15 protein-coding genes and 1 pseudogene are annotated in these 23,365 nt (G+C 72.1%); 7 read left to right on the top strand and 9 right to left on the bottom strand.

Annotated features, from left to right (window positions below; translation table 11 throughout):
• Positions 1 to 7 precede the first annotated feature (7 nt).
• The gene (locus L3i22_RS48330) at positions 8 to 1,501 is read right to left on the bottom strand and encodes an aldehyde dehydrogenase family protein (RefSeq protein WP_221324114.1); all 1,494 of its coding nucleotides are present in this window, start codon (positions 1,499 to 1,501) and stop codon (positions 8 to 10) included.
• 53 nt (positions 1,502 to 1,554) lie between these two features.
• Here L3i22_RS48330 and L3i22_RS48325 point away from each other — a divergent pair, with 53 nt between their 5' ends.
• A complete protein-coding gene (locus tag L3i22_RS48325; RefSeq protein WP_221324113.1) occupies positions 1,555 to 1,890 on the top strand; it encodes a hypothetical protein in 336 nt (111 codons plus the stop codon).
• 10 nt (positions 1,891 to 1,900) lie between these two features.
• Positions 1,901 to 2,701 carry an alpha/beta hydrolase gene (locus tag L3i22_RS48320; protein ID WP_221324112.1) on the top strand — a complete coding sequence of 267 codons (801 nt, stop codon included), beginning with the start codon at positions 1,901 to 1,903 and terminating at the stop codon, positions 2,699 to 2,701.
• A 176-nt stretch (positions 2,702 to 2,877) separates the two neighbouring features.
• Here the strand turns inward: L3i22_RS48320 and L3i22_RS48315 are convergent, their stop codons facing one another.
• The 4 genes from L3i22_RS48315 to mce form a co-directional block, all read right to left on the bottom strand.
• Positions 2,878 to 4,050 (bottom strand): AI-2E family transporter, encoded by a 1,173-nt coding sequence (locus L3i22_RS48315; protein WP_221324111.1) that lies wholly within the window; start codon positions 4,048 to 4,050, stop codon positions 2,878 to 2,880.
• 87 nt (positions 4,051 to 4,137) lie between these two features.
• Positions 4,138 to 5,559, bottom strand: coding sequence for a Laminin subunit beta-1 (locus L3i22_RS48310; protein ID WP_221324110.1), 1,422 nt, complete (start codon positions 5,557 to 5,559; stop codon positions 4,138 to 4,140).
• Between the two features lie 241 nt (positions 5,560 to 5,800).
• Positions 5,801 to 7,126: a cell division protein DivIVA gene (locus L3i22_RS48305; RefSeq protein ID WP_221324109.1), complete on the bottom strand. Its 1,326-nt coding sequence runs from the start codon at positions 7,124 to 7,126 to the stop codon at positions 5,801 to 5,803.
• A 250-nt stretch (positions 7,127 to 7,376) separates the two neighbouring features.
• Entirely contained in the window at positions 7,377 to 7,874 is a 498-nt protein-coding gene (mce, locus tag L3i22_RS48300) for a methylmalonyl-CoA epimerase (protein WP_221330515.1), read from the bottom strand.
• Positions 7,875 to 7,956: 82 nt separating this feature from the next.
• Between mce and L3i22_RS48295 the strand changes: the two genes are divergently transcribed.
• Positions 7,957 to 9,141: an acetyl-CoA C-acetyltransferase gene (locus L3i22_RS48295; RefSeq protein WP_221324108.1), complete on the top strand. Its 1,185-nt coding sequence runs from the start codon at positions 7,957 to 7,959 to the stop codon at positions 9,139 to 9,141.
• Positions 9,142 to 9,149: 8 nt separating this feature from the next.
• On the opposite strand, the gene L3i22_RS48290 is transcribed toward L3i22_RS48295, so the two are convergent.
• From L3i22_RS48290 to L3i22_RS48280, 3 genes are all read right to left on the bottom strand, one after another.
• Entirely contained in the window at positions 9,150 to 9,992 is an 843-nt protein-coding gene (locus L3i22_RS48290) for an oxidoreductase (protein ID WP_221324107.1), read from the bottom strand.
• Entirely contained in the window at positions 9,989 to 10,855 is an 867-nt protein-coding gene (locus L3i22_RS48285; protein ID WP_221324106.1) for a helix-turn-helix transcriptional regulator, read from the bottom strand. The genes L3i22_RS48290 and L3i22_RS48285 overlap by 4 nt, the downstream gene beginning before the upstream one ends.
• A gap of 67 nt (positions 10,856 to 10,922) precedes the next feature.
• Entirely contained in the window at positions 10,923 to 11,507 is a 585-nt protein-coding gene (locus tag L3i22_RS48280; protein ID WP_221324105.1) for a PadR family transcriptional regulator, read from the bottom strand.
• Between the two features lie 56 nt (positions 11,508 to 11,563).
• Between L3i22_RS48280 and L3i22_RS48275 the strand changes: the two genes are divergently transcribed.
• From L3i22_RS48275 to L3i22_RS54785, 3 genes and pseudogenes are all read left to right on the top strand, one after another.
• Positions 11,564 to 12,748 (top strand): NAD(P)/FAD-dependent oxidoreductase, encoded by a 1,185-nt coding sequence (locus tag L3i22_RS48275; protein WP_255657701.1) that lies wholly within the window; start codon positions 11,564 to 11,566, stop codon positions 12,746 to 12,748.
• Between the two features lie 265 nt (positions 12,749 to 13,013).
• Positions 13,014 to 13,952, top strand: a complete 939-nt coding sequence (locus L3i22_RS48270; RefSeq protein ID WP_221324103.1) for a tetratricopeptide repeat protein — start codon at positions 13,014 to 13,016, stop codon at positions 13,950 to 13,952.
• A pseudogene (locus L3i22_RS54785) lies at positions 13,953 to 15,095 on the top strand (arginase family protein); the annotation flags it as partial.
• Between the two features lie 669 nt (positions 15,096 to 15,764).
• Here L3i22_RS54785 and L3i22_RS48260 read toward each other — a convergent pair.
• Positions 15,765 to 17,669: a penicillin-binding transpeptidase domain-containing protein gene (locus L3i22_RS48260; protein WP_221324101.1), complete on the bottom strand. Its 1,905-nt coding sequence runs from the start codon at positions 17,667 to 17,669 to the stop codon at positions 15,765 to 15,767.
• A 211-nt stretch (positions 17,670 to 17,880) separates the two neighbouring features.
• On the opposite strand from L3i22_RS48260, the gene L3i22_RS48255 reads away from it, so the two are divergent.
• Positions 17,881 to 22,881 (top strand): NAD-glutamate dehydrogenase, encoded by a 5,001-nt coding sequence (locus tag L3i22_RS48255; RefSeq protein ID WP_221324100.1) that lies wholly within the window; start codon positions 17,881 to 17,883, stop codon positions 22,879 to 22,881.
• Positions 22,882 to 23,365 lie beyond the last annotated feature (484 nt).

Here is a 23,365-nt window from a genome sequence, read left to right as displayed (position 1 = left end):
CGACAGACTAGGGCTTGCGTCCGTAGAGCAGTCGCAGGGCCTTGATGATCTGCTTGACCTGGGCCGGGGTGCGCTCGAAGGTCATCGCGGGGAGCAGCGACTTCGCGCGGCGCACGGTGATCGCCTTGGGCCGGGCGAACTCGCGCAGCCCGTCCTCGCCGTGGATCCGGCCGAACCCGGACTCGCCGACCCCGCCGAACGGCAGGTTCCCCATCCCGACGAAGGTCAGCGTGCCGTTGACGGCGACCATGCCGGTGCGCATCCGGCGGGCGATCCGGATCGCGTCCTTCTTGCCGAAGACCGCGCCGCCCAGGCCGTACGGCGAATCGTTGGTCTTCTGAATGGCCTCTTCCGCGTCCCGGACCTTGGTGATGGTCAGCGTCGGCCCGAACGTCTCGTCGCGGATCTCCGACGAGTTCGCCGGGACGTCGACCAGGACCGTCGGCGAGACGTAGGGCGGGCTCACCGCGTCCGCCCCGCCGAGCACCGCCCGGCCGCCCTTGGCCAGCGCGTCCTCGATGTGGTCGCGGATGATCTCGAGCTGCTTCGGCATGGTGATCGGGCCGATCTCCTCGCCGGTGCGCAGCTTCCCGGCCTTCTCCACGACCGCCGCGACGAACCGGTCGTAGACCGGCTCGACGACATACGCCCGCTCGATCCCGATGCAGGTCTGACCGGCATTGGTCATCGCGCCCCAGACCGCGGCCTCGGCCGCCGCCCGCACGTCCGCGTCGGCGTCCACGATCAGCGCGTCCTTGCCGCCGGCCTCGATCACCACCGGGATCAGGTTCTCCGCGCAGGCGGCCATCACCTTCTTGCCGGTGGCGGTGGAGCCGGTGAAGGCGACCTTGCCGACCCCGGCGCGGCACAGCGCGCCGCCGACGTCGCCCAGCCCGTGCACCGCCTGCAGGACCGGGTGCTCCGGCACGATCTCGGCGAACGAGTCGACCAGCCACTGGCCGACGACCGGCGTGTACTCACTGGGCTTGAAGACGATCGCGTTGCCGGCCGCGAGCGCCCCGGAGATCGGGCCGATCGGGGTGACGATCGGATAGTTCCACGGGCCGATCACGCCGATCACGCCGAACGGCTGGTACTCCAGGTGGCCGACGTGCTCGGCGAGCAGCAGGCGGGTGCGCATCCGGCGCGGGCCGAGGACCCGCTTGGCGTGCCGGGCGGCCCAGTCCAGGTGCTCGACGGCGGCGGTGATCTCGATGATCCCGTCGTTCAGCGGCTTGCCGGTCTCCAGCCGGGTCAGCTCGGCGAGCTCCTCGATCCGCTCGACCAGCAGCGTGCGCCAGCGCAGCAGCCGGGTCTTGCGCCCCTCCCAGCCGAGCGACTGCCACCAGACGGCGGCCTCGCGGGCGCGGTCGACGGCGGCGATCACCGATTTCTCGTCGGCGGCCGGCACCCGACCCGCCTCCGCGCCGGTGGCCGGGTTCGTGGAGATCAGCTGGCCGTCCTCGATCACGGGCAGGCCGGGAGCGTGCGTCGCCGTCATGTCCGGAGTCTAGGCCGAATGTTACCGGCGAGTCACTACGTACGATTAACCTTGTGAGCCCCCGCCGCAATCACCCCCGCCGCCGGCCGTCCGACGAGACTCCGCCGCCGCAGCCGGATCGTCCCGGCATCACCGAGCAGCGCGTCCAGCAATGGCAGGACGGCGAGTGGATGGTGCGCAACATCTTCGGGGCGGCGGCCACCAAGACCTACCTGTGCCCCGGTTGCATGCAGGACGTCCGGCCCGGGGTGGCGCACATCGTGGCCTGGCCGGCCGACGACCTCGGCGACGGGGCGGACCGGCGGCACTGGCACACCGGTTGCTGGCGCGCCCGTGCCCGACGTGGCCCCGGGGTGGAGCGGTCGAGAAACGCCCCCAGGTATGGGTAACACTTCCTCCATGAGCAATCAGATCCGCGCCAACTCGATCCTGCCCGCCAAACGCGAGGACATCGAGTTGCACACCGCGGACGGCGTCACCCTCGTCGGTGAGCTGGCCGTGCCGCTGGACCGGCCGCCGGTGGCCACCCTGGTCTGCCTGCACCCGCTGCCCACGCACGGCGGGATGATGGACAGCCACGTGTTCCGCAAGGCCGCCTGGCGGCTGCCGGCGCTGGCCGGGCTCGCCGTGCTGCGCTTCAACACCCGCGGCACCGGCAGCGTGCGCGGCACCAGCGGCGGCGAGTTCTCCGCAGGTGACGCCGAGCGGTTCGACGTGGCCGCCGCGATCGAGTTCGCCGAGTTCGCCGACCTGCCGGACATCTGGCTCGTCGGCTGGTCCTTCGGCACCGACCTGACCCTGATGTACGGCCTGGAGCCGGCGGTCACCGGCGCCGTCCTGCTCTCCCCGCCGCTGCGGTTCTCCCAGCCGGAGCACCTGGCCGCGTGGGCCGCCGACGGGAAGCCGCTGACCGCGCTGATCCCCGAGCACGACGACTACCTGCGGCCGGCCGAGGCGATCGAGCGGTTCGCGGCGATCCCGCAGGCCGAGGTCGTCCCGATGCCCGGCGCCAAGCACCTGTGGGTCGGCGACGCGGAGAACGTGCTGGACCGGATCGTGGCGCGGGTCGCGCCGGGCGTGCCGACGCCGCTGCCGCGCACCTGGGACGGGCCGATGGAGACCGGCGACATGAACGCCTACGCGAATCGCACGGTGGCGGCCTTCGCCGACGTCGAGGTTCCCCAACCCCTCAAAGACTGATTTCCCGTACGGCGCGAGCCCGCGGCCACTCCGGCCCCGGCCGCGCCGCTCGGCCGGGGAGGGGCGGCGCGAGGCGGCGGCCACTCGAGGTCCGCGGCGCGGCCGGCGGGCGTCGCGGGCGGGGGTGGCGGCGGGACCGGGCTGACGCCGTACCGGAAACCGGTTTTGATCTTGATTTAACGCTGGTCCATGCTCGGGACCAGGACCTCTCGCATGATCAGCTGGATGGCGGCGACCATCGGGATGGCGACCAGCGCGCCGACCACGCCGAACAGCGCGACCCCGAGCAACGCCGCCACCACCGCGGCGACATCGCTGACCTTGACCGAGCGGCGCATCACGCCCGGATAGATCAGGTAGTTCTCGATCTGCTGGTAGACGATGAAGAAGATGATGCAGATCACCCCGTCGGTGACCGACGAGGCCAGCCCGACCAGGCTGACGATGACCGCGCCGATGGTCGCGCCGATCTGCGGGATCAGGTCGCAGACCGCGACGACCACGGCCAGCGCGAACGGGTACGGCAGCCCGAGCAGCATCGCCGCCACGAACGTGCTCAGGCCGGCCAGCACCGCGATCGAGATGGCGCCGACCATGTACGCCCCGACCTTGGTCAGGATCTCGTCGGTGAGCAGCCGCACCCGGTCCCGGCGCGAGGACGGGACCAGCGAGTACCCGGCCTCCTTGAGCCGCTCGAACGAGGCCATGAAGTAGATCGTCAGCACCAGCACGGTCAGGACGTTGAAGATCGTCCCGAAGATCAGCTTGGCGCCGCCGACCACCCCGCCCAGCGCGTTCCCGATCGTGCCCGCGTTCACCGCGCTCTGCACCTTGTTCACGATGTCGTAGCGCTGCACCAGCTCGTTGACCGTCTCGCTGCGGCGCAGGTCGTCGATGGTCGCCGGGGCGTTGTTGATCAGCTCGGTGGTCTGCGTCACCAGCGGCGGGATCAGCGCGACGATGCCGCCGGCCAGCAGCGCCACCACCAGCAGCGCGACGATCGTCACGGCCAGCCCGCGGGGCAGCCCCCAGCGGCGCAACCGGACCACGGCCGGGTTCAGCCCGATCGCCAGGAACAGCGCGATGAAGATCAGGACCAGGATCGAGGCGGCGTTGCGGACGCCCAGGAAGAGGGCGTACGCCACGATCACGCCCAGTCCGAAGAGGAAGCCGAACAGGAACGGGCTGCGCCGGTTCAGCGGCTGGCCGGGCGCGCCGAAACGACTCTTGCCGACCGGCCCCTCCGGCTCGGTGACCGCCGCCGGGGCCGGCTCGGTGGCCGCCGCCGGAACCTGGTCCGGCTCCGGCACCGGCTCGGCGGCCGGGGCCTCCACGGGCTCGGATGACATGCGGGGACCTCCACAGCGGACGACGAGCCTCCGGAGGCTATCGCCGCGGTGCAAGGGCCGCCAATCGACGGATGGCGGCCCTCGTGGTCACTCAGCGTCCGCGGGGACCCGGCTCGCCTGGGGCACGGTCACCTTCGCCGAGGCGGTCACCTTGGCGGGCTGCGCCGCCGGCTTCTCCGCCTTGTCGTTCTTCTCGTTCTTCTCCGCGACGGTGAGCGGGGCCTTGTCGGCGGTGGCGGGTTTGTGGTCCGCCTCGTGGTCCTCGGCCGGGGACGCGGCGGCGGCCAGCACCGCGGCGGCGGCCAGCTCGGCCACCCGCTTCGCCTCCAGCTGCACCTGGCGGCGGACGTCGGTGGCGTGCCGCTCGGCGGCCTCGCCGGCCCGCTGCGCGCTCTCCACCCGCTGCAGCTCGCTCTCCAGCTGCTTGCGGGCCTCGTCCAGCCGCTGCTCGACCAGCTCGGTCTCCTTCTCCGCGGTCCGCGCGTGGTCCTGCGCGGTGGCCAGGCGGCGCTCGGACTCGGCGACCTTGGCCTGGGCGGCCTCCAGCTCACGGCCGGCCTGGCCGATCTTCTCCTGCTGGGTGGAGAGCTCCTTGCGGGTGGCGGTGGCCTGCTCGTCGGAGCGGCGGAGCACCTCCTCCGCGTACTTGTCGGCCTCGCTGCGCAGGTCGGCGCACTGCTTCTCGACGCCGGCGCGCATCTGGCCCATCTCCTCGATCACCGCGTGCCGGCGCAGCGCCAGCTCGTGCTCGACGGCGGCCTTCAGGTCGGACTGCTCGCGCTCGGCGTCCGTCCGGCGGGTGGTGATCTCCTGGTTGGTCTTCTCGCGCAGCGCCTTCAGCTCCTGCTCGGCCTGCACCCGGGTGGACTGGACGTAGCCGTCCACCTCGGCGCGGGCCCGCTGGGCCTCGCTCGCCGCCTTGTCACCCAGGTGCTGCGCCTCGGCCCGGGCGCGGGCCAGCATGGCCTCGCTCTCGGTCCGGATCTGCTCGGCGGTCTGCCGGGCGGTGGCGACCGCCTTGTCCGCGGCGGTGCGCTTGATCGTGTCGGACTTCTCCTCCTCGGCGCGGCGGGCGGCGAGTGCGACCTCGAAGTCCCGCACCGCGTCGTGGGCGTGCGCCTCGGCCTCGGCCCGGATCCGCTCCGCCTCGGCGAGCCGGCCGGCGATGTCGTCGGTGGCCGAGGCCTTGATCACCTCGGCCTGCTCCTCGGCGAGGACCAGGATCTGCTCGACCCGGTGCCCGAGGTGCCGGAAGGAGACCTCGCCCGAGACGCCGTTGTTGCGGCGGGCCTGAGTGATCTCCTGCTGGAGCCGTTCGATCTGCGCGGCCATCGCCTGGATCTGCGAATACGCCTGCTCACGCTCGGCGGCCAGCGCGGCGATCTCGTTCTCGGCGCGGGCGACGTATCTCTCGACCTGCTTCCGCTCATAACCTCGCAGAGCGGTCTCGAAGCTCGGCTCGGTGGCCGAGTCTCCGCCAAGGCCGAAGATTTCACCGCCGTGCGACATGCTGTCCATCCTCACATACGCCTAGTCCTACGGCATGTCGTTACACACCGGCTTGAGCGGGACTATGCGGAGTAGTTACGAATTGTCCGACCAGGTGCCGTGCGGAACCCAGGCTACGCGCCGAAACGAGACAGGCCGCACCGGAGAAACTCCGGAACGGCCCGCGTCACAAAAGCCGCCGACCGGTCTCACCGTTGCGTACTCGCGAGGAGTCCGCAACCGGAGAGACCGGGACGGAGGGTTACGAATTCGTCTTGGCAGCCACCGGCTCGTCGCCGGTCTCGGTCTCGGCCGACGGGGCCGGCTGGCCCGGCTTCGGGGCCGTGGCCTGCTGCGGAGCGGCGGCAGCGGCCACCGCTGCGGCAGCCGCGGGAGCCGCCGCGGCAGCGCCCACACCGGGCACCAGACCCGAAAGGCCGGAGAGCATCTGCCCCAGCTGGTTGGTGACCGCGTCCTTCTGGCGGGTGAGGTCCTCGACCTCGCGGCGGGCGGCCTGGGTGGTCAGCTCGGCCTCGGTGCGCGACTCGCTGAGCAGACGGTTGGCCTCGGACCGGGCCTCGGAGACGGTCTTCTCGGCGAGGGCGCGGGCCTTCTCCACCGCCTCGGCGGCGCTGCGCTCGGACTCGATGCGGCGGCTCTCGGCGCGCTGCTCGATCTCCTTGGCGCGGTCCTCCGCGGCGCGGGCCCGCTCCTCACCCTCGGACACCATCTTCTGGGTGGCCTGGAGCTGGGCGGCGTGCCGCTGCGACTCCTCGGTCTCGGCCTTCTCCCGGCGCTCGGCGATCTCCAGGGCCAGGGCCTGCAGGTCCTTGTCGCGCTTGTCCCGGGCGTCGGCGAGCATCTTGGTGGCCTCGGCGCGCTTCTCCTCGGCCTCGCGGCCGGCCTTCGCCCGGGCCTGGGTGATCTCCCGCTCGGCGGTGGCGCGCAGCGAGGAGACCTCGCGCTCGACGGTCGACTTGAGCTCGGCGACCTCGTGCGCGGTGACCGTACGCAGCTGCTTGGTCTCGCGGTCGGCGTCCGACCGGAGCGTGTCGGCCTCGCGGCGGGCCTGGACCCGGGCCTCGGCGGCCTCGCGCTCGGCGTGCGTGCGGACCTGACCGGCCTCGCGCTCGGCGGTCGCCTTCATCGCGGCGGCCTCGGCCCGCGCCTTGTCGGTGATCTCCCGGGCCTCGAGCCGTGCGGCGGAGAGGATGCCCTCGCTCTCCCGCTTGGCTTCGCCCCGGTGGTCGTTGGCCTGCTCCTCGGCGAGCCGCAGGATCTGCTCGACCCGGGTGCCCAGCCCGGAGAGCGTCGGCCGGTTGTTCTCCTCGAGCAGCTTGTTGCTGTCGGCGAGCTTCTGCTCGAGCACGTTCAGCCGCTGCTCGGCCTGGCGCAGGCGGCGCTGGGCGTCGTTCATCCGCTGCTCGGCCTCGCCGCGGGCCTGATAGGCCTGGTTCAGCGCGGCCAGCAGCCGGCCGATGTGGCCGTCGACCTGCTGGCGGTCGTAACCACGCAGGACGACGGTGAAGTCGTGCTGGGTATTCGCGGTTTCGAAGAAGTCCACGGACTGATCCTGCTGCTGGGGCATTGCGCCATCCTGGCGAGAAGGGGGCGGACATGCAAGGGCGAAGTGACTCTCGAACCCCAATGTAGATCAGCTTTGAGCTGGTGCGCGGGCGGGTGCCGGGCCGTTCGGAGGACGACAGTCACTCACCGGAGGAGCCCGGCGCCCTCCCGCCGCCACCTGCTGACTCGGGGCTTCGGGTGATCGGGCCCCGGCCGATGGGGTCGTCGGACCTGCTCAATGGCACCGATCCTGCCAGGTGGCCGGGCTCACGTCAGGCTGAATCACCCGGGAGACGTACCACCCCGGCCGGCTCGACCAGCTCGACCAGCACCCCGCCGGCGTCCTTCGGGTGGACGAAATTGATCCTCGACCCGGCCGTTCCGCGCTTCGGGGTGTCGTAGAGCAGCCGCATCCCGCGGGCCCGCAGGGCGGCCGAGGCGACCTCCACGTCGGCCACCGTGTAGGCGAGTTGCTGCAGGCCGGGCCCGCTGCGGTCGAGGAACTTGGCGATCGCCGAGTCGGGCCGGGCGGGGGCGAGCAGTTGGAGCCGCGGGCCGGTGCCGTCACCGACGGTGAGCATCGCCTCCCGGACACCCTGTTCGTCATTGGCCTCTTGGTGCACACACCGCAAACCGAAGTTTTCCTCGTAAAACCGGATCGCCTCGTCCAAGTCGGGAACAGCTATGCCGACATGGTCGATCCGGAGCAATTCGACGCCGGCGAGTGTGACATTCTCGAAATGGCCGGTACTCGATGTGTCCTCTGTCATGCCACTAGTCTCGACCTGACTCATCGTTAAGCCCGGCCCGGGTGACCCACCACACCCCGCCGACGCAGATCGGACGTGACCCATGACCAGCTCCGTGATCATCAGTGGCGCCCGGACCCCGATGGGCCGGCTGCTCGGGAACCTCAAGCACCTGAGCGGTACGGCCCTCGGCGCGCACGCCATCGCCGCCGCCCTGGAGCGTGCCGGCGTCGCCCCCGACCAGGTGCAGTACGTGATCATGGGCCAGGTCCTGCAGGCCGGCGCCGGTCAGATCACCGCCCGTCAGGCGGCGGTCGGGGCCGGCATCCCGATGAGCGTCCCGGCGGTCACCGTCAACAAGGTGTGCCTCTCCGGCCTGGACGCGATCGCCCTGGCCGACCAGCTGATCCGGGCCGGCGAGTTCGACATCGTGGTGGCCGGCGGCATGGAGTCGATGACCAACGCCCCGCACCTGCTGATGGACCAGCGCCGTGGCACCAAGTTCGGCGACACCGTGGTCAAGGACCACATGGCGCTGGACGGGCTGACCGACCCGTGGGCCGGCGTCTCGATGGGCGCGACCACCGAGGAGTCCGGCGTCCGGCTGAACATCAGCCGCGCCGAGCAGGACGCGTTCGCCGCGCTCAGCCACCAGCGGGCCGCCGCCGCGCAGCGCGAGGGCCGGTTCGCCGAGGAGATCGCGCCGCTGCCGTCCGGTGACCGGAAGGCGCCCGGCCCGATCGACACCGACGAGGGCGTCCGGCCGGACACCACCGCCGAGTCGCTGGCCAAGCTGCGCCCGGCGTTCAGTCCGGAGGGCACCATCACCGCGGCCACCGCCTCGCCGATCTCCGACGGCGCCGCCGCCGTCGTGGTGATGAGCCGGGCCAAGGCCGAGGAGCTCGGGCTCACCTGGCTCGCCGAGATCACCGCCCACGGCAACGTGGCCGGGCCGGACAGCTCGCTGCAGTCCCAGCCGGCCAACGCCATCCGGCACGCGCTGGACAAGGCCCGGCTGACCGTCGAGGACCTCGACCTGATCGAGATCAACGAGGCGTTCGCGCAGGTGGCGATCCAGTCGATGCGTGAGTTGAAGGTCGACGAGAGCAAGGTCAACGTGAACGGCGGGGCGATCGCCCTCGGGCACCCGATCGGCATGTCCGGCGCCCGGCTGGTGCTCACCCTGGCGCTGGAGCTCAAGCGCCGTGGCGGCGGCACCGGGGCGGCCTCGCTCTGCGGCGGCGGTGGTCAGGGCGACGCGCTGATCATCAAGGTCCCGGCCGCCTGACCCCCAGCTCAGCCGATCGTCCGGCCGCCGTCCGCGTGGTCGGTCGACCGGCTGAGCTCGCTCCACGCGTCCAGGTCGTCCCGCACCCGCTGCCGGCCGGCCGCGACCAGCCGCAGCGCGTCCGAGCCGAGCAGCACGTGCACCGGCGGCTTCGCCGCCGCGACCAGGGCGAGAATCGCGTCACCGGCCTTGTCCGGGTCGCCGACCTGGTGCCCGCTGTTGGCCGCCCGCCGGGCCCGGACCGGCTCGAACACCTCGTCGTAGTCGGGGACGCTGCGGCCGGCCCGGACCATCGAGCGGCCGGCCCACTCGGTGCGGAACCCGCCCGGCGCCACCGCGGTCACGTGCACGCCGAACCCGGCCACCTCCTGCGCCAGCGAGTCGACGATGCCCTCCAGGGCGTACTTGCTGCCGTGGTAGAAGGAGACGCCGGGGAACGTGGTCATCCCGCCCATCGACGTGATCACCAGGATGCTTCCGCTCCGCCGCTCCCGCATGCCGGGCAGCACCGCCTTCATGGTGGCCACCGCGCCGAACACGTTCACCTCGAACTGCCGGCGCAGGTCGGCCATCGAGGACTCCTCGAAGGTGCCCTCGTGGCCGTACCCGGCGTTGACCACCAGCACGTCGATCGGCCCCAGGTCGGCCTCGACCCGCGCGACGACCGGCCCGATCCGGTCCTCCTCGGTCACGTCGAGCAGGTAGCCGCGGGCGCCCCCGGTCTCGAAGGCCACCCGGTCGGCCTCGGTCCGCACGGTCCCGGCGACCCGGTGCCCGGCCGCCAGCGCCCGCCGGGCGATCGCGGCGCCGAGGCCGGAGCTGACACCGGTGACGAGAAACGTCTTGCTCATGGTGATGGTGTTCCTTCCACGGAGAGGGGCGCGGTCGCGCCCCAGCTGGCGAGCAGGCGCAGGCGCTCGGAGCTGACCGAGCCGCGCGGCGCCGTGTAGACGAGCAGGGTGTGTCCCGGATCGGCGAGCGGCCGCAGCACCTCGTAGCCGAGCTCGAGGTCGCCGACCACCGGGTGCCGGATCCGTTTGATCCCGGTGGTCCGCTCGTGCACCCGGTTCTCGCCCCACCAGCGGGCGAAGTCCGGGCTGGCGGCGGTCAGCTCGGCGACCAGTGCGGCTACCCGCCGGTTGTGCGGCTCGGCGCCGGCGGTGACCCGCAGCACCCGCGCGTGCTCCCGGGCGACCTGCTCCCAGTCCACCCAGACGTCGCGCGCGGCCGGATCCAGCAGCGTCCAGCGGGCCATGTTCCGCTCCCGCCGGGGCAACGCGGCAACCTGCGGGAAGACCAGCTTCCAGAGGGCGTTGCCGTCGACGATGTCCAGGCCGGCGTCGCGGACGTAGGCCGGGGACAGCTCCATCGCCTCGATCATCTGCCGCAGCGCGGGGCGGACCCGCGCGGCCGGCGCCGGGCCGGTGGCGGTGGGAGCCGGCCGGGCCAGGTCGATCAGGTGCCGCCGCTCCAGGTCGTCGAGCCGCAGCCCGTCGGCCAGCGCGTGCAGCACCTGGTCCGAGGGGTGCACGGCGCGCCCCTGCTCCAGGCGGGTGTAGTACTCCACGCTGACGCCGGCCAGCTGGGCCACCTCGGAGCGGCGCAGGCCGGTCACCCGGCGGGTCGCACCGCCGGCCGGCAGGCCGACGTCGTCGATGGTCAGGGCCGCGCGCCGGGACCTGAGGAAGTCGCCGAGTTGCCGGTTGAGCGCCATGCCCCCAATCCTCCCGGCGGAGCCGGCCGGATCAAGGGCGAAGCTATCCCTGTCAGGGCCAGTCTGATCAGCCGGCGAACCGGGCCATGGTCTCCTGGATCATGGCCCAGTCCCAGGTCAGCGTGCCGTTGTCGAGGTCGGTGACGACGCCGCGGAGCCAGGCCAGCTCGGCGCGGAGCATGGCGGCCCGGTACTCGTCCTCGATCAGGAACAGCCGGGGCAGGCCGGGCGGGGCCTGGGCGTCGATCGCGGCCACCCGCTCGGCCAGCGTCTCGACCCGGCGGTTCAGCAGCTCCCGGGTCTCCACCGGGCTGAGCAGGGCGAGAAACGCCAGCGCGACCGGGAACTCGGGGAACTCCCGGGCCGGCGCCGGCAGCATCTCCAGCAGCCAGCGGCGCAGCGTGGCCGAGCCCTCCTCGGTGACCTCGTAGACGGTCCGTTCCGGCCGCCCGGCCTCCCGGCTGGTCTCGCCGGCGCGCGCCAGACCGTCCCGCACCAGGCGGTCCAGCGCCTGGTAGACGCTGTTGCGCTGGGCCACGTTGACCAGTTGGTCCTGCCCGCGCTCCTTGATCACCTGCTGCATCCGGTACGGGTGCATCGGCGCCTCCACCAGCAGCGCCAGCAGCAGCATCGCAAGTGGGGAGCGCTTCATGCCAAGCAGCCTACGATCTCTTGACGGACCATAGTCATTCTATGGATAGTCATTCTATGACTAAAACAGCTGCCGTGATCGGTGGTGGCGTCGCCGGCACCGCCGCGGCCATCGCCCTGCAGAGCGCCGGGTTCGACCCGGTCGTCTACGAACGTCACGAGCGCGGGGTCGCCGACGAGCGCGGCGCGTTCCTCACCGTCGCGGTGAACGGGCTCAACGCGCTCCGCTCGCTCGGCCTCGACCCGGCGAAGGTGCTGGCCCGGGGCTTCCCGACGGCGACGATGGGGCTCTACGGCGCGGCCGGCCGGCTGCTCGTCGAGCTGCCGCTGGGCGGGCCGGACGCGGACGGGACGGTGACCACCACGATCCGCCGGTCGGATCTCTACGCCGCGCTGCGGGCCGAGGCCGAGGCGCGGGGCGTTCCGGTCGTCTACGGCGCGGCGCTGACCGGGGCGGTCACCGGGCCGGACGCGGTCGAGGCGGAGTTCGCCGACGGGCGACGGGTGCGGGCGGATCTGCTGGTCGGGGCGGACGGGCTGCGATCCCGTACCCGCAAGGCTCTTGATCCCGGCGCGAGCGAACCGCACTACCTCGGGTTGCTCAATGCCGGCGGGTTCACCGCCGGCCCGGTGGACGGGCCGCCGGCGGGGGTGATGCGGATGTCGTTCGGCCGCCGGGCGTTCTTCGGCTGGGCGACCGCGCCGGACGGCTCGGTCTGGTGGTTCGCGAACCCGCCGAGCAAGCGGCCGGTCGACCCCGCCTCGTTCACCGCCGAGTCCTGGAAGGCGCACCTGATCGAGCTCTTCGCCGGGGAGCCGGCCGCGGCGATCGTCCGGGCCAGCGACGAGGTGGTCGGGCCGTGGAACACCGAGGACCTCGGGCCGGTCCGGATCTGGCACGACGACCGGATCGTGCTGATCGGCGACGCCGCGCACGCGATGGCGCCGACCAGCGGACAGGGCGCCTCGCAGGCCCTGGAGGACGCGGTCGTCCTCGGTCACAGCCTGCGGCAAAATCCCGAGATCAAAACCGGATTGCTGGCGTACGAGGGGAGCCGGCGGCCGCGCGTCGAGAAGGTCGCCGCCTACGGCCGTCGCGGCAACAGCGGCAAGGTGGCCGGCCCGGTCGGCGCCGCGATCCGGGACGCCATGATGCCCGTGGTCTTCCGGCTGCTGATGCGCAAGGGCAACCCGCAGGCCTGGATCCTGGACCACCGCCTGCCGCCGCTCCGGCCGGCGTGATCCCGCCCGCACCCCGGCAGAGTGGCGGACTCTGCCGGGGCGGTGGGGATGGAAGGGTTCGGCTCGACTTTGCCGCCTCCGCCCACCCGCCGATAGTGGGGAAAACCCTTGTCATGCAGCACTCCGGTGCGCCGCCGGGACGGGTGTGCGATGTGGGGTGTAAAGCGGCAGGTGGCGACTGGGCGGACGGCAGCACTGTGACGGGCGATATCGCCCCGGCGGCGGCGGCGCGAACAGGGTGGACAGCGTGCGAGACTTGGTAACCATGAGCGACCCACGGACCACTCCGTCGATCTTCACCCGCGGCGCGGTCGATCTCAGCGCGCTGCGTACGCCGGCGCCGGCCAAACCGGCCGCGCCGAGCCGTCCCGCCGACTCCGGCGACGCCCCGTCCGGCGACCTTCCCGGCACGCTGCCGGGCCTGGCCCCGGAGACCATCGTCGACATCACCGAGGCCAATTTCGAGAGCACCGTCCTGGAGCGGTCGCTCACCACTCCGGTGGTCCTGGACTTCTGGGCCGACTGGTGCGGGCCGTGCAAGCAGCTCTCCCCGGTGCTGGAGAAACTGGCCGTCGAGGCCCAGGGCGCCTGGGTGCTCGGCAAGGTCGATGTGGACGCGAACCCGCGGCTCGCCCAGGCGTTCCGGGTGCAGGGCATTCCGATGGTGCTCGCGGTGATCGGGGGCCAGCCGGTCGAGGGCTTCACCGGCGTGCTCCCCGAGGTGCAGGTCAAGCAGTACATCGACGCGGTGCTGAAGGCGGCCGGGGTCAACTCCGGCGCGGCCGCGGTGGAGGACCCGCGGCTCGACGCCGCCGACGACGCGCTGATGGTCGGTGACCTGGACGCGGCCGAGGCGGCGTACAAGAAGATCCTGGCCGAGTCGCCGGCCGACGCGGCCGCCGAGGCCGGCCTCGCGCAGGTCGAGCTGTACCGGCGGATCGGTGGGCAGGACCCGGCCGAGGTGCTGGCCCGGGCCGACGCCGACCCCGCCGACGTCGAGGCGCAGCGGCTCGCCGCCGACATCGAGGTGCTCAGCGGTCAGGCCGCCGACGCATATGCGCGACTGGTCGCTCTGGTCAAGCGGAGCAGCGGAGAGGATCGTGACGTGGTGCGCAAGCATCTGCTGTCGCTGTTCTCCGTCGCCGGGCCGGACGACCCGGCGGTGGCCGGCGCCCGCAGGGCACTGGCGAGCGCACTCTTCTAGATCCCACAGCATCGAGAAAAGCGGGAGGGCGTCGTGCGACGCATCGCCGTTCTGGACGCGCCGTCCAATCTCGGCCTGCGCCCGCCGACGCCGACGTCGGTGCCGGGCTGCGCCAAGGCGCCCGGCGCCCTCCGCGACCACGGCCTGCTGACCCGGCTCGCCGCCCGGGACGCCGGCTGCCTCACCCCGCCGCGGTACGACCCGGGCGACTGGCGGCCCGGCGACGGGGTGGCGCACGCGGCCGAGATCGCCGCGTACTCCCGGGCGCTGGCCGACCGGATCGGCGCGATCATCGACGGCGGCGAGTTCCCGGTGGTGCTCGGCGGGGACTGCTCCATCCTGATCGGCTCCGGCCTGGCCATGCACCGGCTCGGCGAGGCGGTCGGCGGGCGGATCGGGCTGGTCTTCGTGGACGGTCACTCCGACTTCCGGCACCCCGGCAACGCGTCGTACGTCGGCGCGGCCGCCGGGGAGGACCTGGCCCTGGTCACCGGCCGCGGGCAGGCGAACCTGGCGGCGATCGAGAGTCGCCGGCCGTACTTCCGGGACGTCGACGTGGTGGTGCTCGGCATCCGGGCGCAGGACGAGTACCGGCTGGACCTGCAGGCCGCCGGGATAATCACCCGGCCGGTGCCGATCCTGCGGGCCGAGGGCGCGGCGCGCAGCGCGCAGTGGGCCCGGGACCAGCTCGTCGACTGCGCGGGGTACTGGGTGCACGTCGACGTGGACGTGCTCGACCCGGCGGTGATGCCGGCCGTGGACGCGCCGGATCCCGGCGGCATCGCGTTCCCGGAGCTGGAGCTGCTGCTCACCGGCCTGGTCGACTCGCCGCACTGCCTCGGGGTGGAGATCACCGTCTTCGACCCGGACTACGACCCGGACGGGCGGTACGCGGAGGAGATCACCGCGGCGGTGGTCAGCGGGCTGGCGCCGGTGCGGACGGTCACGCCGCGACCCGATCTGATCGCGGCCCGCCGTGACCTGGCCAACCAGCCGGATCGGGCGGCGGCGGTGGCCGCGGTGGCGCGCCCGGCCGTCTCGGTCCCGAACGGCTTCGCGGCTTCCCGGGCGCCGATCCCGGTGGTCCCGCCGGCCGCCGTGGCGGTCCCGGTGGCCCCGGTGGTCGACGCCGAGCCGCCGGTCGCCGATCCCGTGGCCGCGGTCGCCGACCCGGCTCTTCCGGATGCCGTCGTGGCTGATGGGGGCGTTGATCCCGAGTTCGTGGCGGGGTCCGATGCGGACCCGGTCGACCCGGTCGACCCGGCGGACGCGGCGGTCGGGGATGCGGATGCGGCGGGGGAGGCCGGCCTCGATGCCGCCGACGAGGCCGCCGTGGAGCTGGCCGAGGACGAGCTGACCGGCGAACTGGACGCGGAGGCGTCGGCCGCGCTCGAGGAGGAGGACTTCCCGGAGCTGACCGAGGACGACTCTCCGGAGCCGGCGGACGACGACTCCCCGGGGGATGACGAGCCGGCGGACGAGGAACCACAGGACGAGGGCCTACAGGACGAGGGCCCGGGGGAGTTCGCGCTGGACTCGAGTGTGGAGCCGGACGCCGAGCCGGGCGAGCCGGGCGATCCGGAGCCCGCCGAGGACGGGGAGCCGGTCGGGGCGACTCCGGTGCGGCCCGAGGTGCGGCTGCTCTCCCGGCCGCTGGGCTCGGCGCCGCTGCTGGACTCCGAGCCGTTGCCGGCCACCCGGCCCGGGATGCTGCGACCCCGGCCGCCGGCCGATCCGCCGGCCGCCGGGGCGTTCACGCTGCACACCCCGCGATTCGGGAAGTTTCCGCCGGGCGTCGCCTGACGGCTGCCGTTACTTGTTCAGCGTGGTCAGGAAGCGCTTGACGATCGGGACCGCCGCCTCGGCGCCGGCGCCGCCCTTCTGCACCATCACCGCGAACGCCACGTCGCCCTGGTAGCCGACGAACCACGAGTGCGTCTCGTCCGAGTCGTTCGCGAACTCGGCGGTGCCGGTCTTGCCGTACACCGGCTTGCCCGCCACGCCCTTCAGCCCGGTGCCGGTGCCGCCGGTGACCACCTCGCGCATCATCGACCGCAGCGCGTCCAGGGACTTCGCGTCCAGCGTCCCGGCCGTGCCGGGGGTGGCCGGCGCCGGGTCGAGCACCAGCTTGGGCGGCTGGAAACCGCCCTTGGCCACCGCGGCCGTGGCGGCGGCCATCGCGATCGGGCTGACCGCGGTGCTGCCCTGGCCGAAGGTGGCGGCGGCCAGCTCGGTCGCGCTGGCGCCGTCGGAGACCTTGCCGGTGAACGCGTCGACGCCGATGTTCCAGTCGCCGCCGAGGCCCAGCGCGCCCGACGCCGACTTCAGCCCGTCCGCGCCCAGCTTCGGCGACAGGCCGACGAACGCGGTGTTGCAGGACTTGGCGAAGTCGACGTGGAACGGGACCTTGCCGAGCACCTCGCCGGCCGAGTTCTTGAAGGTACGGCCGTCCACCACCGCCGTCTTCGGGCACTCCACCGCGGTGTCCGCGGTGACCGCGCCCTTCTGCAGCAGCCCGTACGCGGAGACCATCTTGAACGTCGACCCGGGCGGCACCTGCCCGGTCAGCGCCGTGTCGACCGCGCTCGGGTCCGGCCCGTTCGCCACCGCCAGCACCGAGCCGTCGCTGACCCGCAGCGCGACCATCGAGCTGGGCTGCTTCTCGGCGGCCAGCGCCGCGTCGGCCGCGTTCTGGGTGGCGGTGTCCAGGGTGATCTTGATGTTCTTGCCGTCGACCGGCTTCGAGGTGAAGACCGGCTGGTCCTGGACGGACTCGTCGGCGGCCTCGGCGGAGACCACCACGGACAGGCCGGGGGTGCCGCGCAGCTCCTTGTCGTACTTGCCCTGCAGGCCGCCGTGCCCGACCTGGTCACCGGTGGTCAACTCGTCGGGGCGCTGATCGAGGTCGTCCTTGGTGGCCGGCTCGACGGCGCCGAGCAGGGCGCGGGCGAAGACCCGGGTGGGGGCGAGCTGGCGGGTCTCCTCGCGGAACACGGTGCCGGGCAATGGTCGTACCAAATCCCGAATTTTGTCGTAATCGGCACGGCGGAGCGTGACCAGATCCAGGAACGCCCCGTCGTCGGCCTTGGCGACCCGGGCCTTCAGGTCGGTCATGCCGACGTCGACCTTGATCTTCTTGAACGCCGCGGTGAGCGACTTGGTCAGCGCCGGCAGGTCCTTGATCTTCTCCGGGCTGACCCCGATGACGACCACCTTTTGCGGGCCGACCAGGGCCTTTCCGGTCGCGTCCAGGATCGTGCCGCGCTGCGCGCCGACCCGGCGCAGCCGGAACTTCTCGCCGGTCTCCAGGTCGGGCTGGAGCACGGCCGGCTCCCAGATCACCTGCCAGCCGTCGCCGCTGCGCTTGGTCATCCGGACGCTGGACTTGTACTCCCAGGTCACGTTGCCGGGCAGGGTCCACTTCAGGTCGACCGGGGTGGTGGCGATGTCGCCGGCCTCGACCGGGTCGCCGGCGACCGAGACGGCGAGCGGCTGGTCCTTGAGGTCGCCGTAGAAGTCCCGGATCTGGGTCAGCACGTCGGCCGAGGCGATTTTGCCGCCGTCCGCGGTGACGAAGCCCACTTTGCTCAGGTCGCCGTCCTTCCAGCCGTTGAGGAACGCGACGACGGCGTCCTGTGGCTGGTCCCCGGAGCATCCGGCCAGTCCGCTCGTGACCAGCACGAGCAGGGTCGTCAATCCGATGGTGGCGCGACGCATGAGGTTTCCCCCTGTGGGTACGACTTGCTGGGCTGATCGCACGGTAGTCGCCGGAGGCCCGTTCGCGCTTCCCCGCACCATGCGAAACCTCGCATATCAGCCCACCAGTCGGGCTGGCACACCCTGGGTGTGAAGCACCCGCGCCCGGTGGTTCTAGGCTGTGCCCGACACGTTCGAACCCACAGTGTGGTGGGTGAGGGGAGCGCCGGACATGCCTGTCACCGACGAGGCAGCGACCGATTCTGATCACAAGGACGAGGGTTCCGAGCAGACTGTGCCCGATCTGCCGGCCCCAGGCCCCGGGCTCGCCCTGACCGGGCGGCTGGGTGCGTCCACCGATGACGGCGATCTCGACGAGCCGGTTCCGAACGCCGAGCGACTCGTTGCTCAGGCCGTGGAGCGAGCCGGCGAGGACCATGCCACCGCGTCGCTGGTCGACCGCTTCTGGCGGTTCGCACCCGACGAGGAGCTGGTCGGCTACACGCCGGAGGAGATGTTCTCCGCCGCGATCGAGCACCGCGAGCTGGCCCGTAACCGGCTGCCCGGCGAGCTGAAGCTGGACCTCACCGAGCCGCGCGGCTCCCAGGCGCACACCGTGCTGCAGATCGTCACCGACGACATGCCGTTCCTGGTCGACTCGGTGATAGCGCTGCTGACCGCGCACAACCTGCAGGTCTACCTGATGGTGCACCCGCTGATCGTGGTGCGGCGCGAGCCGCTCGGCGCGCTCAGCGAGCTGGAGGCGGACGTCGAGCCGGACGACGCCATCGAGGGCGACCTGGTGGAGAGCTGGATAAGGATCGAGATCGATCCGGTCCGCCGCGCCGACGCCCGCGAGCAGCTGCTCAACGAGGTCCGCCGGGTGCTCACCGACGTGCGCGAGGCCGTCGAGGACTGGCCGCGGATGCGCCAGCGGGCCCTGGTGATCTCCGACGAGCTGGCCGCCGCCCGCGGGTCGGAGGGCAAGCTGCCGGTCCCGGAGAAGGACGTCACCGACTCGATCGACCTGCTCAAGTGGCTGGCGAACGATCACTTCACGTTCCTGGGCTACCGGGAGTACCGGCTGGACGACGACGGCGTCCTCCACACGGTGCACGGGACCGGCCTGGGCATCCTGCGCGGCGACGGCAAGCCGCGGCGGCTCGACAGCATGGCGCCCGAGGCGCACCGGCGGGCCATGGAGAAGCGGCTGCTGGTGATCACCAAGGCGAACTCCCGGGCCACCGTGCACCGCTCCGCCTACCTCGACTACATCAGCGTCAAGGTCTTCGACGGCGACGGCAAGGTGGCCGGCGAGCGGCGCTTCCTGGGGCTGTTCTCCAGCTCGGCGTACCGGACCAGCGTCCGCGAGCTGCCGGTGGTCAAGCGCAAGGTCACCGAGGTGATGGACCGCTCCGGCCTGTCGCCGCGCGGCCACTCCGGCAAGGACCTGCTGCAGATCCTGGAGACCTACCCCCGGGACGAGCTCTTCCAGATCAAGACCGATGACCTGTACGAGGCGGTCATCGGCGTGCTGCGGATGGCCGGCCGCCGGCAACTGCGCCTGTTCCTGCGCCGGGACGGGTACGGCCGGTTCATCTCGTGCCTGATCTACCTGCCCCGGGACCGGTTCACCACCGGCAACCGGCTGCGCATGCAGGAGATCCTGCTGCGCGAGCTGAACGGCGTCGGCGTCGACTACACCACCCGGGTGACCGAGCGGATGCTGGCGCGGGTGCACTTCATCGTGCGGACCGACCCGGCCGCGCCGCCCGGGCCGCTCGACCCGAACACGCTGGCCGAGAAGCTCGCCGACGCGACCCGGATGTGGGACGACGACTTCAGCCTGGTGCTGGAGCGCAAACTCGGCGACGAGCCGGCCAAGAACCTGTTCAACCGGTACGCCCACGCGTACCCGGAGAGCTACAAGAACGGGCACACGCCGTACGAGGGCATGCAGGACCTGGCCAAGCTGGAACTCCTCGAGGAGCCCGGCCAGCTGGAGATGCACCTGTACCGGCGGCGCAAACTCGGCGCGGACGGGGCGCCCGAGCCGGACGAGCACGACATCCGGTTCAAGGTGTACCGGTTCGGCGAACCGATGATGCTCTCCGCGGTGCTGCCCGTGCTGCACTCGCTCGGCGTGCAGGTCAGCGACGAGCGGCCGTACGAGATCCGCCGCGACGACGGGCTGGTCTACCTGTACGACTTCGGACTGACCCCACCCAAGGTGCACCGGGACCTGTCCGAGGTGCGACCACAGGTGGAGAACGCGTTCGCGGCCACCTGGCGGGGCGAGGCCGAGGTGGACGGGTTCAACGAGCTGGTCCTGCGGGCCGGGCTCACCTGGCGTCAGGTGGTGGTGCTGCGGGCCTACGCGAAGTACCTGCGGCAGGCCGGCAACGTCTTCTCCCAGCGGTACGTGGAGTCGACGTTCATCGCCTACCCGGACATCGCGCGGCTGCTGCTGGAGCTCTTCGAGGTCCGCTTCTCGCCGGCGCTGCAACTCGGCGAGACCGAACGCGGGCGGCGCGCGGGCGAGGTGGCCGGGCGGATCACCGAACTGCTCGACCAGGTGGACAGCCTGGACCAGGACCGGATCCTGCGCTCCTACCTGACGCTGATCGAGGCGACGCTGCGGACCAGCTTCTTCCAGCGGGGGGCGGACGGGCGGCCCAAGTCGTACGTGGCCTTCAAGCTGAACCCGGAAGCCATCCCGGACCTGCCGCAGCCCCGCCCGAAGTACGAGATCTTCGTCTATTCACCCCGCTTCGAGGGCGTGCACCTGCGCTTCGGCGCCGTCGCCCGCGGCGGTCTGCGCTGGTCGGACCGGCGCGAGGACTTCCGCACCGAGGTGCTCGGCCTGGTCAAGGCCCAGATGGTGAAGAACTCGGTGATCGTGCCGGTCGGCGCCAAGGGTGGCTTCGTGCTCAAGCAGAAGCCGGGCGACCGGGACGAGGCGGTCGAGTGCTACAAGCGCTTCGTCACCGCGCTGATGGATGTCACCGACAACATCCTGAGCGGCAAGATCGTGCCGCCGCGGGACGTGGTCCGGCATGACGGGGACGACCCGTACCTGGTGGTGGCCGCGGACAAGGGCACCGCGACGTTCAGCGACATCGCCAACGCGATCTCGGTCGGCAAGGACTTCTGGCTCGGCGACGCGTTCGCCAGCGGCGGCTCGGTCGGCTACGACCACAAGAAGATGGGGATCACCGCCCGGGGCGCCTGGGAGTCGGTCAAGAAGCACTTCCGCGACCTGGGCACGGACACCCAGAGCGAGGACTTCACCGTGGTCGGCGTCGGCGACATGTCCGGCGACGTCTTCGGCAACGGCATGCTGCTGTCCGAGCACATCCGGCTGATCGCCGCGTTCGACCACCGGCACATCTTCCTGGACCCGTCGCCGGACGCGGCGGTGTCCTACGCCGAACGGCGGCGGCTCTTCGACCTGCCGCGCTCCTCGTGGGCGGACTACGACTCGTCGCTGATCTCCGCAGGCGGCGGCATCTACCCGCGCGGCGCCAAGTCGATCCCGGTCAGCCCGGAGGTGCGGGCCGTCCTCGGCCTGGCCGACACGGTCACCGCGGTCAGCCCGGGCGAGCTCATGCGGGCGATCCTCAAGGCGCCCGTGGATCTGCTTTTCAACGGCGGCATCGGTACGTACGTGAAGGCGGCCTCCGAGTCGCACGCCGACGTCGGCGACAAGGGCAATGACGCGATCCGGGTGAACGGCTCCGAACTGCGCGTCAAGGTCGTCGGCGAGGGCGGCAACCTCGGGCTCACCCAGAAGGGCCGGATCGAGTTCGCCCGGTCCGGTGGGGGCCCGGGCGCCAACGGGAAGCCGATCGGCGGCCGGATCTTCACCGACTTCATCGACAACTCGGCCGGCGTGGACTGCTCCGACCACGAGGTCAACATCAAGATCCTGCTCGGCGGGGCGGTCACCGACGGCGAGCTCACCATGCCGGAGCGGGACGAGCTGCTGGCCGCGATGACCGACGAGGTCGGGGCGCTGGTGCTGCGGGACAACTACGAGCAGGCGACGGCGCTCGGCAACGCCCGGGCGCAGGCGCACTCGCTGCTGCCGGTGCACCGCCGGATGCTGATCGCGCTCGAACAGCGCGGTGAGCTGAACCGGGAGCTGGAGGCGCTGCCGACGGACAAGGAGCTGGCCCTCCGCTACGAGAACGGCGAAGGCCTCAGCGCACCCGAGTTCGCGGTGCTGCTCGCCTACGTCAAGATCAGTCTGGAGCGGGAGGTCCTCGCCGACGAACTGGTCGACGAGGCCTGGACCGACACGGTCCTGCACCGCTACTTCCCGACCCCGCTGCGCGAGCGGTACGCGGCCCGGATGGCCGGCCACCGGCTCCGCCGGGAGATCATCTCGACGGCGCTGGTCAACGAGGTGGTCAACCGGGGCGGCACGTCGTTCGTCTTCCGCGCCATGGAGGAGAGCGGCGCGTCCGCCGCCGACGTGATCCGCGCGTACGTCGTGATCCGCGACGTCTACGGCCTCCGTGACATCTGGGCGGCGGCCGAGGGGCTCGACAACAAGGTGCCGACGCCCGCGCAGACGCTGGCCTTCCTGGAGACCCGGCGGCTGCTCGACCGGGCGGTCCGCTGGCTGGTCAGCACCCGGCGCTCGCCGATCGACGTGGCCGGCGAGATCACCAAGCTGCGCCCCGGCGTCGAGACGCTGTTGCCGCAACTCCCGAACGTGATCGTCGGCGCCGAACGCCGCGCGTTCTCCGAACGCGTCGCGACCCTGGCCGGCAAGGGCGTCCCTGACGACCTGGCCGACAAGGTGGCCCGGGTGTTCTACGGCTTCGGCCTGCTGGACATCCTGGAGACCGCGAGCGGCATCGACCGGGACGTCACCGAGGTCGCGCAGGTGTACTTCGTGCTCTCCGAACGCTTCGGCGTCGACGTCCTCCTCTCACACATCTCCCGCCTCCCCCGCGGCGACCGCTGGCAGACCCTGGCCCGGATGGCCCTCCGCTACGACCTGTACGCGGCCCTGGCCGCCCTGACGGCCGAGGTCCTCCAGTCGACCCCGGCGTCGATCGCCCCCGAGGACCGCGTGTCCCAGTGGGAACAGGTCAACGCGGCATCCATCGCCCGAGCCTCCAACGCGATGGGCGACGTGGACGAGTCCCCGGCCGACCTGGCGGCGTTGTCGGTCCTGCTCCGCCAGATCCGCACCCTGGTAAAAACCTCGTCCGCCAGCTGACCCACTTCCCGGCCCCGCCCGGGAAGCAGCGTTCCCGGGGCCGGGCTCGGCCTCGCCCCGGGCTCGGAGGCTCGGCCTCGGCTCGGGCTCGGTCCGCCTCAGCGCAGCGCAGCGGCGCGCCTCGGCCCTGCGCTGCGCGCCTCGGCGCGGCCCGGCTCGGCCCGGCGGCCTGGCCTGGTTCTCGCACGGGCGCGGGTGTGCTGGGTGGACGTGGATGAGGTTTGGGGTCGGCCGGTGCGGTTGCGCCGGCCGACCGTCCGGGACGTGCTCTGTCCCGGACTTTGCCCGGCGCACGGATGCCGGGCCTGCCGGATGCCGCCGGCAGTTGCTGTCCTCCGTGGAATCGTTCCTGTGCGGTCTCCTCTCTCGTGACAATCGGGGAAATGGCCGCGCGATGAGTGGGGGCGACTAGGTCGCGCGGCCGGTCATGGGTCGGTGGGTCGGCGGTGGAACAGCTGGTCATGCGGTGGAGCGGCCGGTCGGC

The sequence above is a fragment of the Actinoplanes sp. L3-i22 genome, assembly GCF_019704555.1.
Lineage (GTDB): Bacteria > Actinomycetota > Actinomycetes > Mycobacteriales > Micromonosporaceae > Actinoplanes.
The sequence above is the reverse complement of the archived record's forward strand: the minus strand, read 5'-3'. Positions and strand labels throughout refer to the sequence as shown.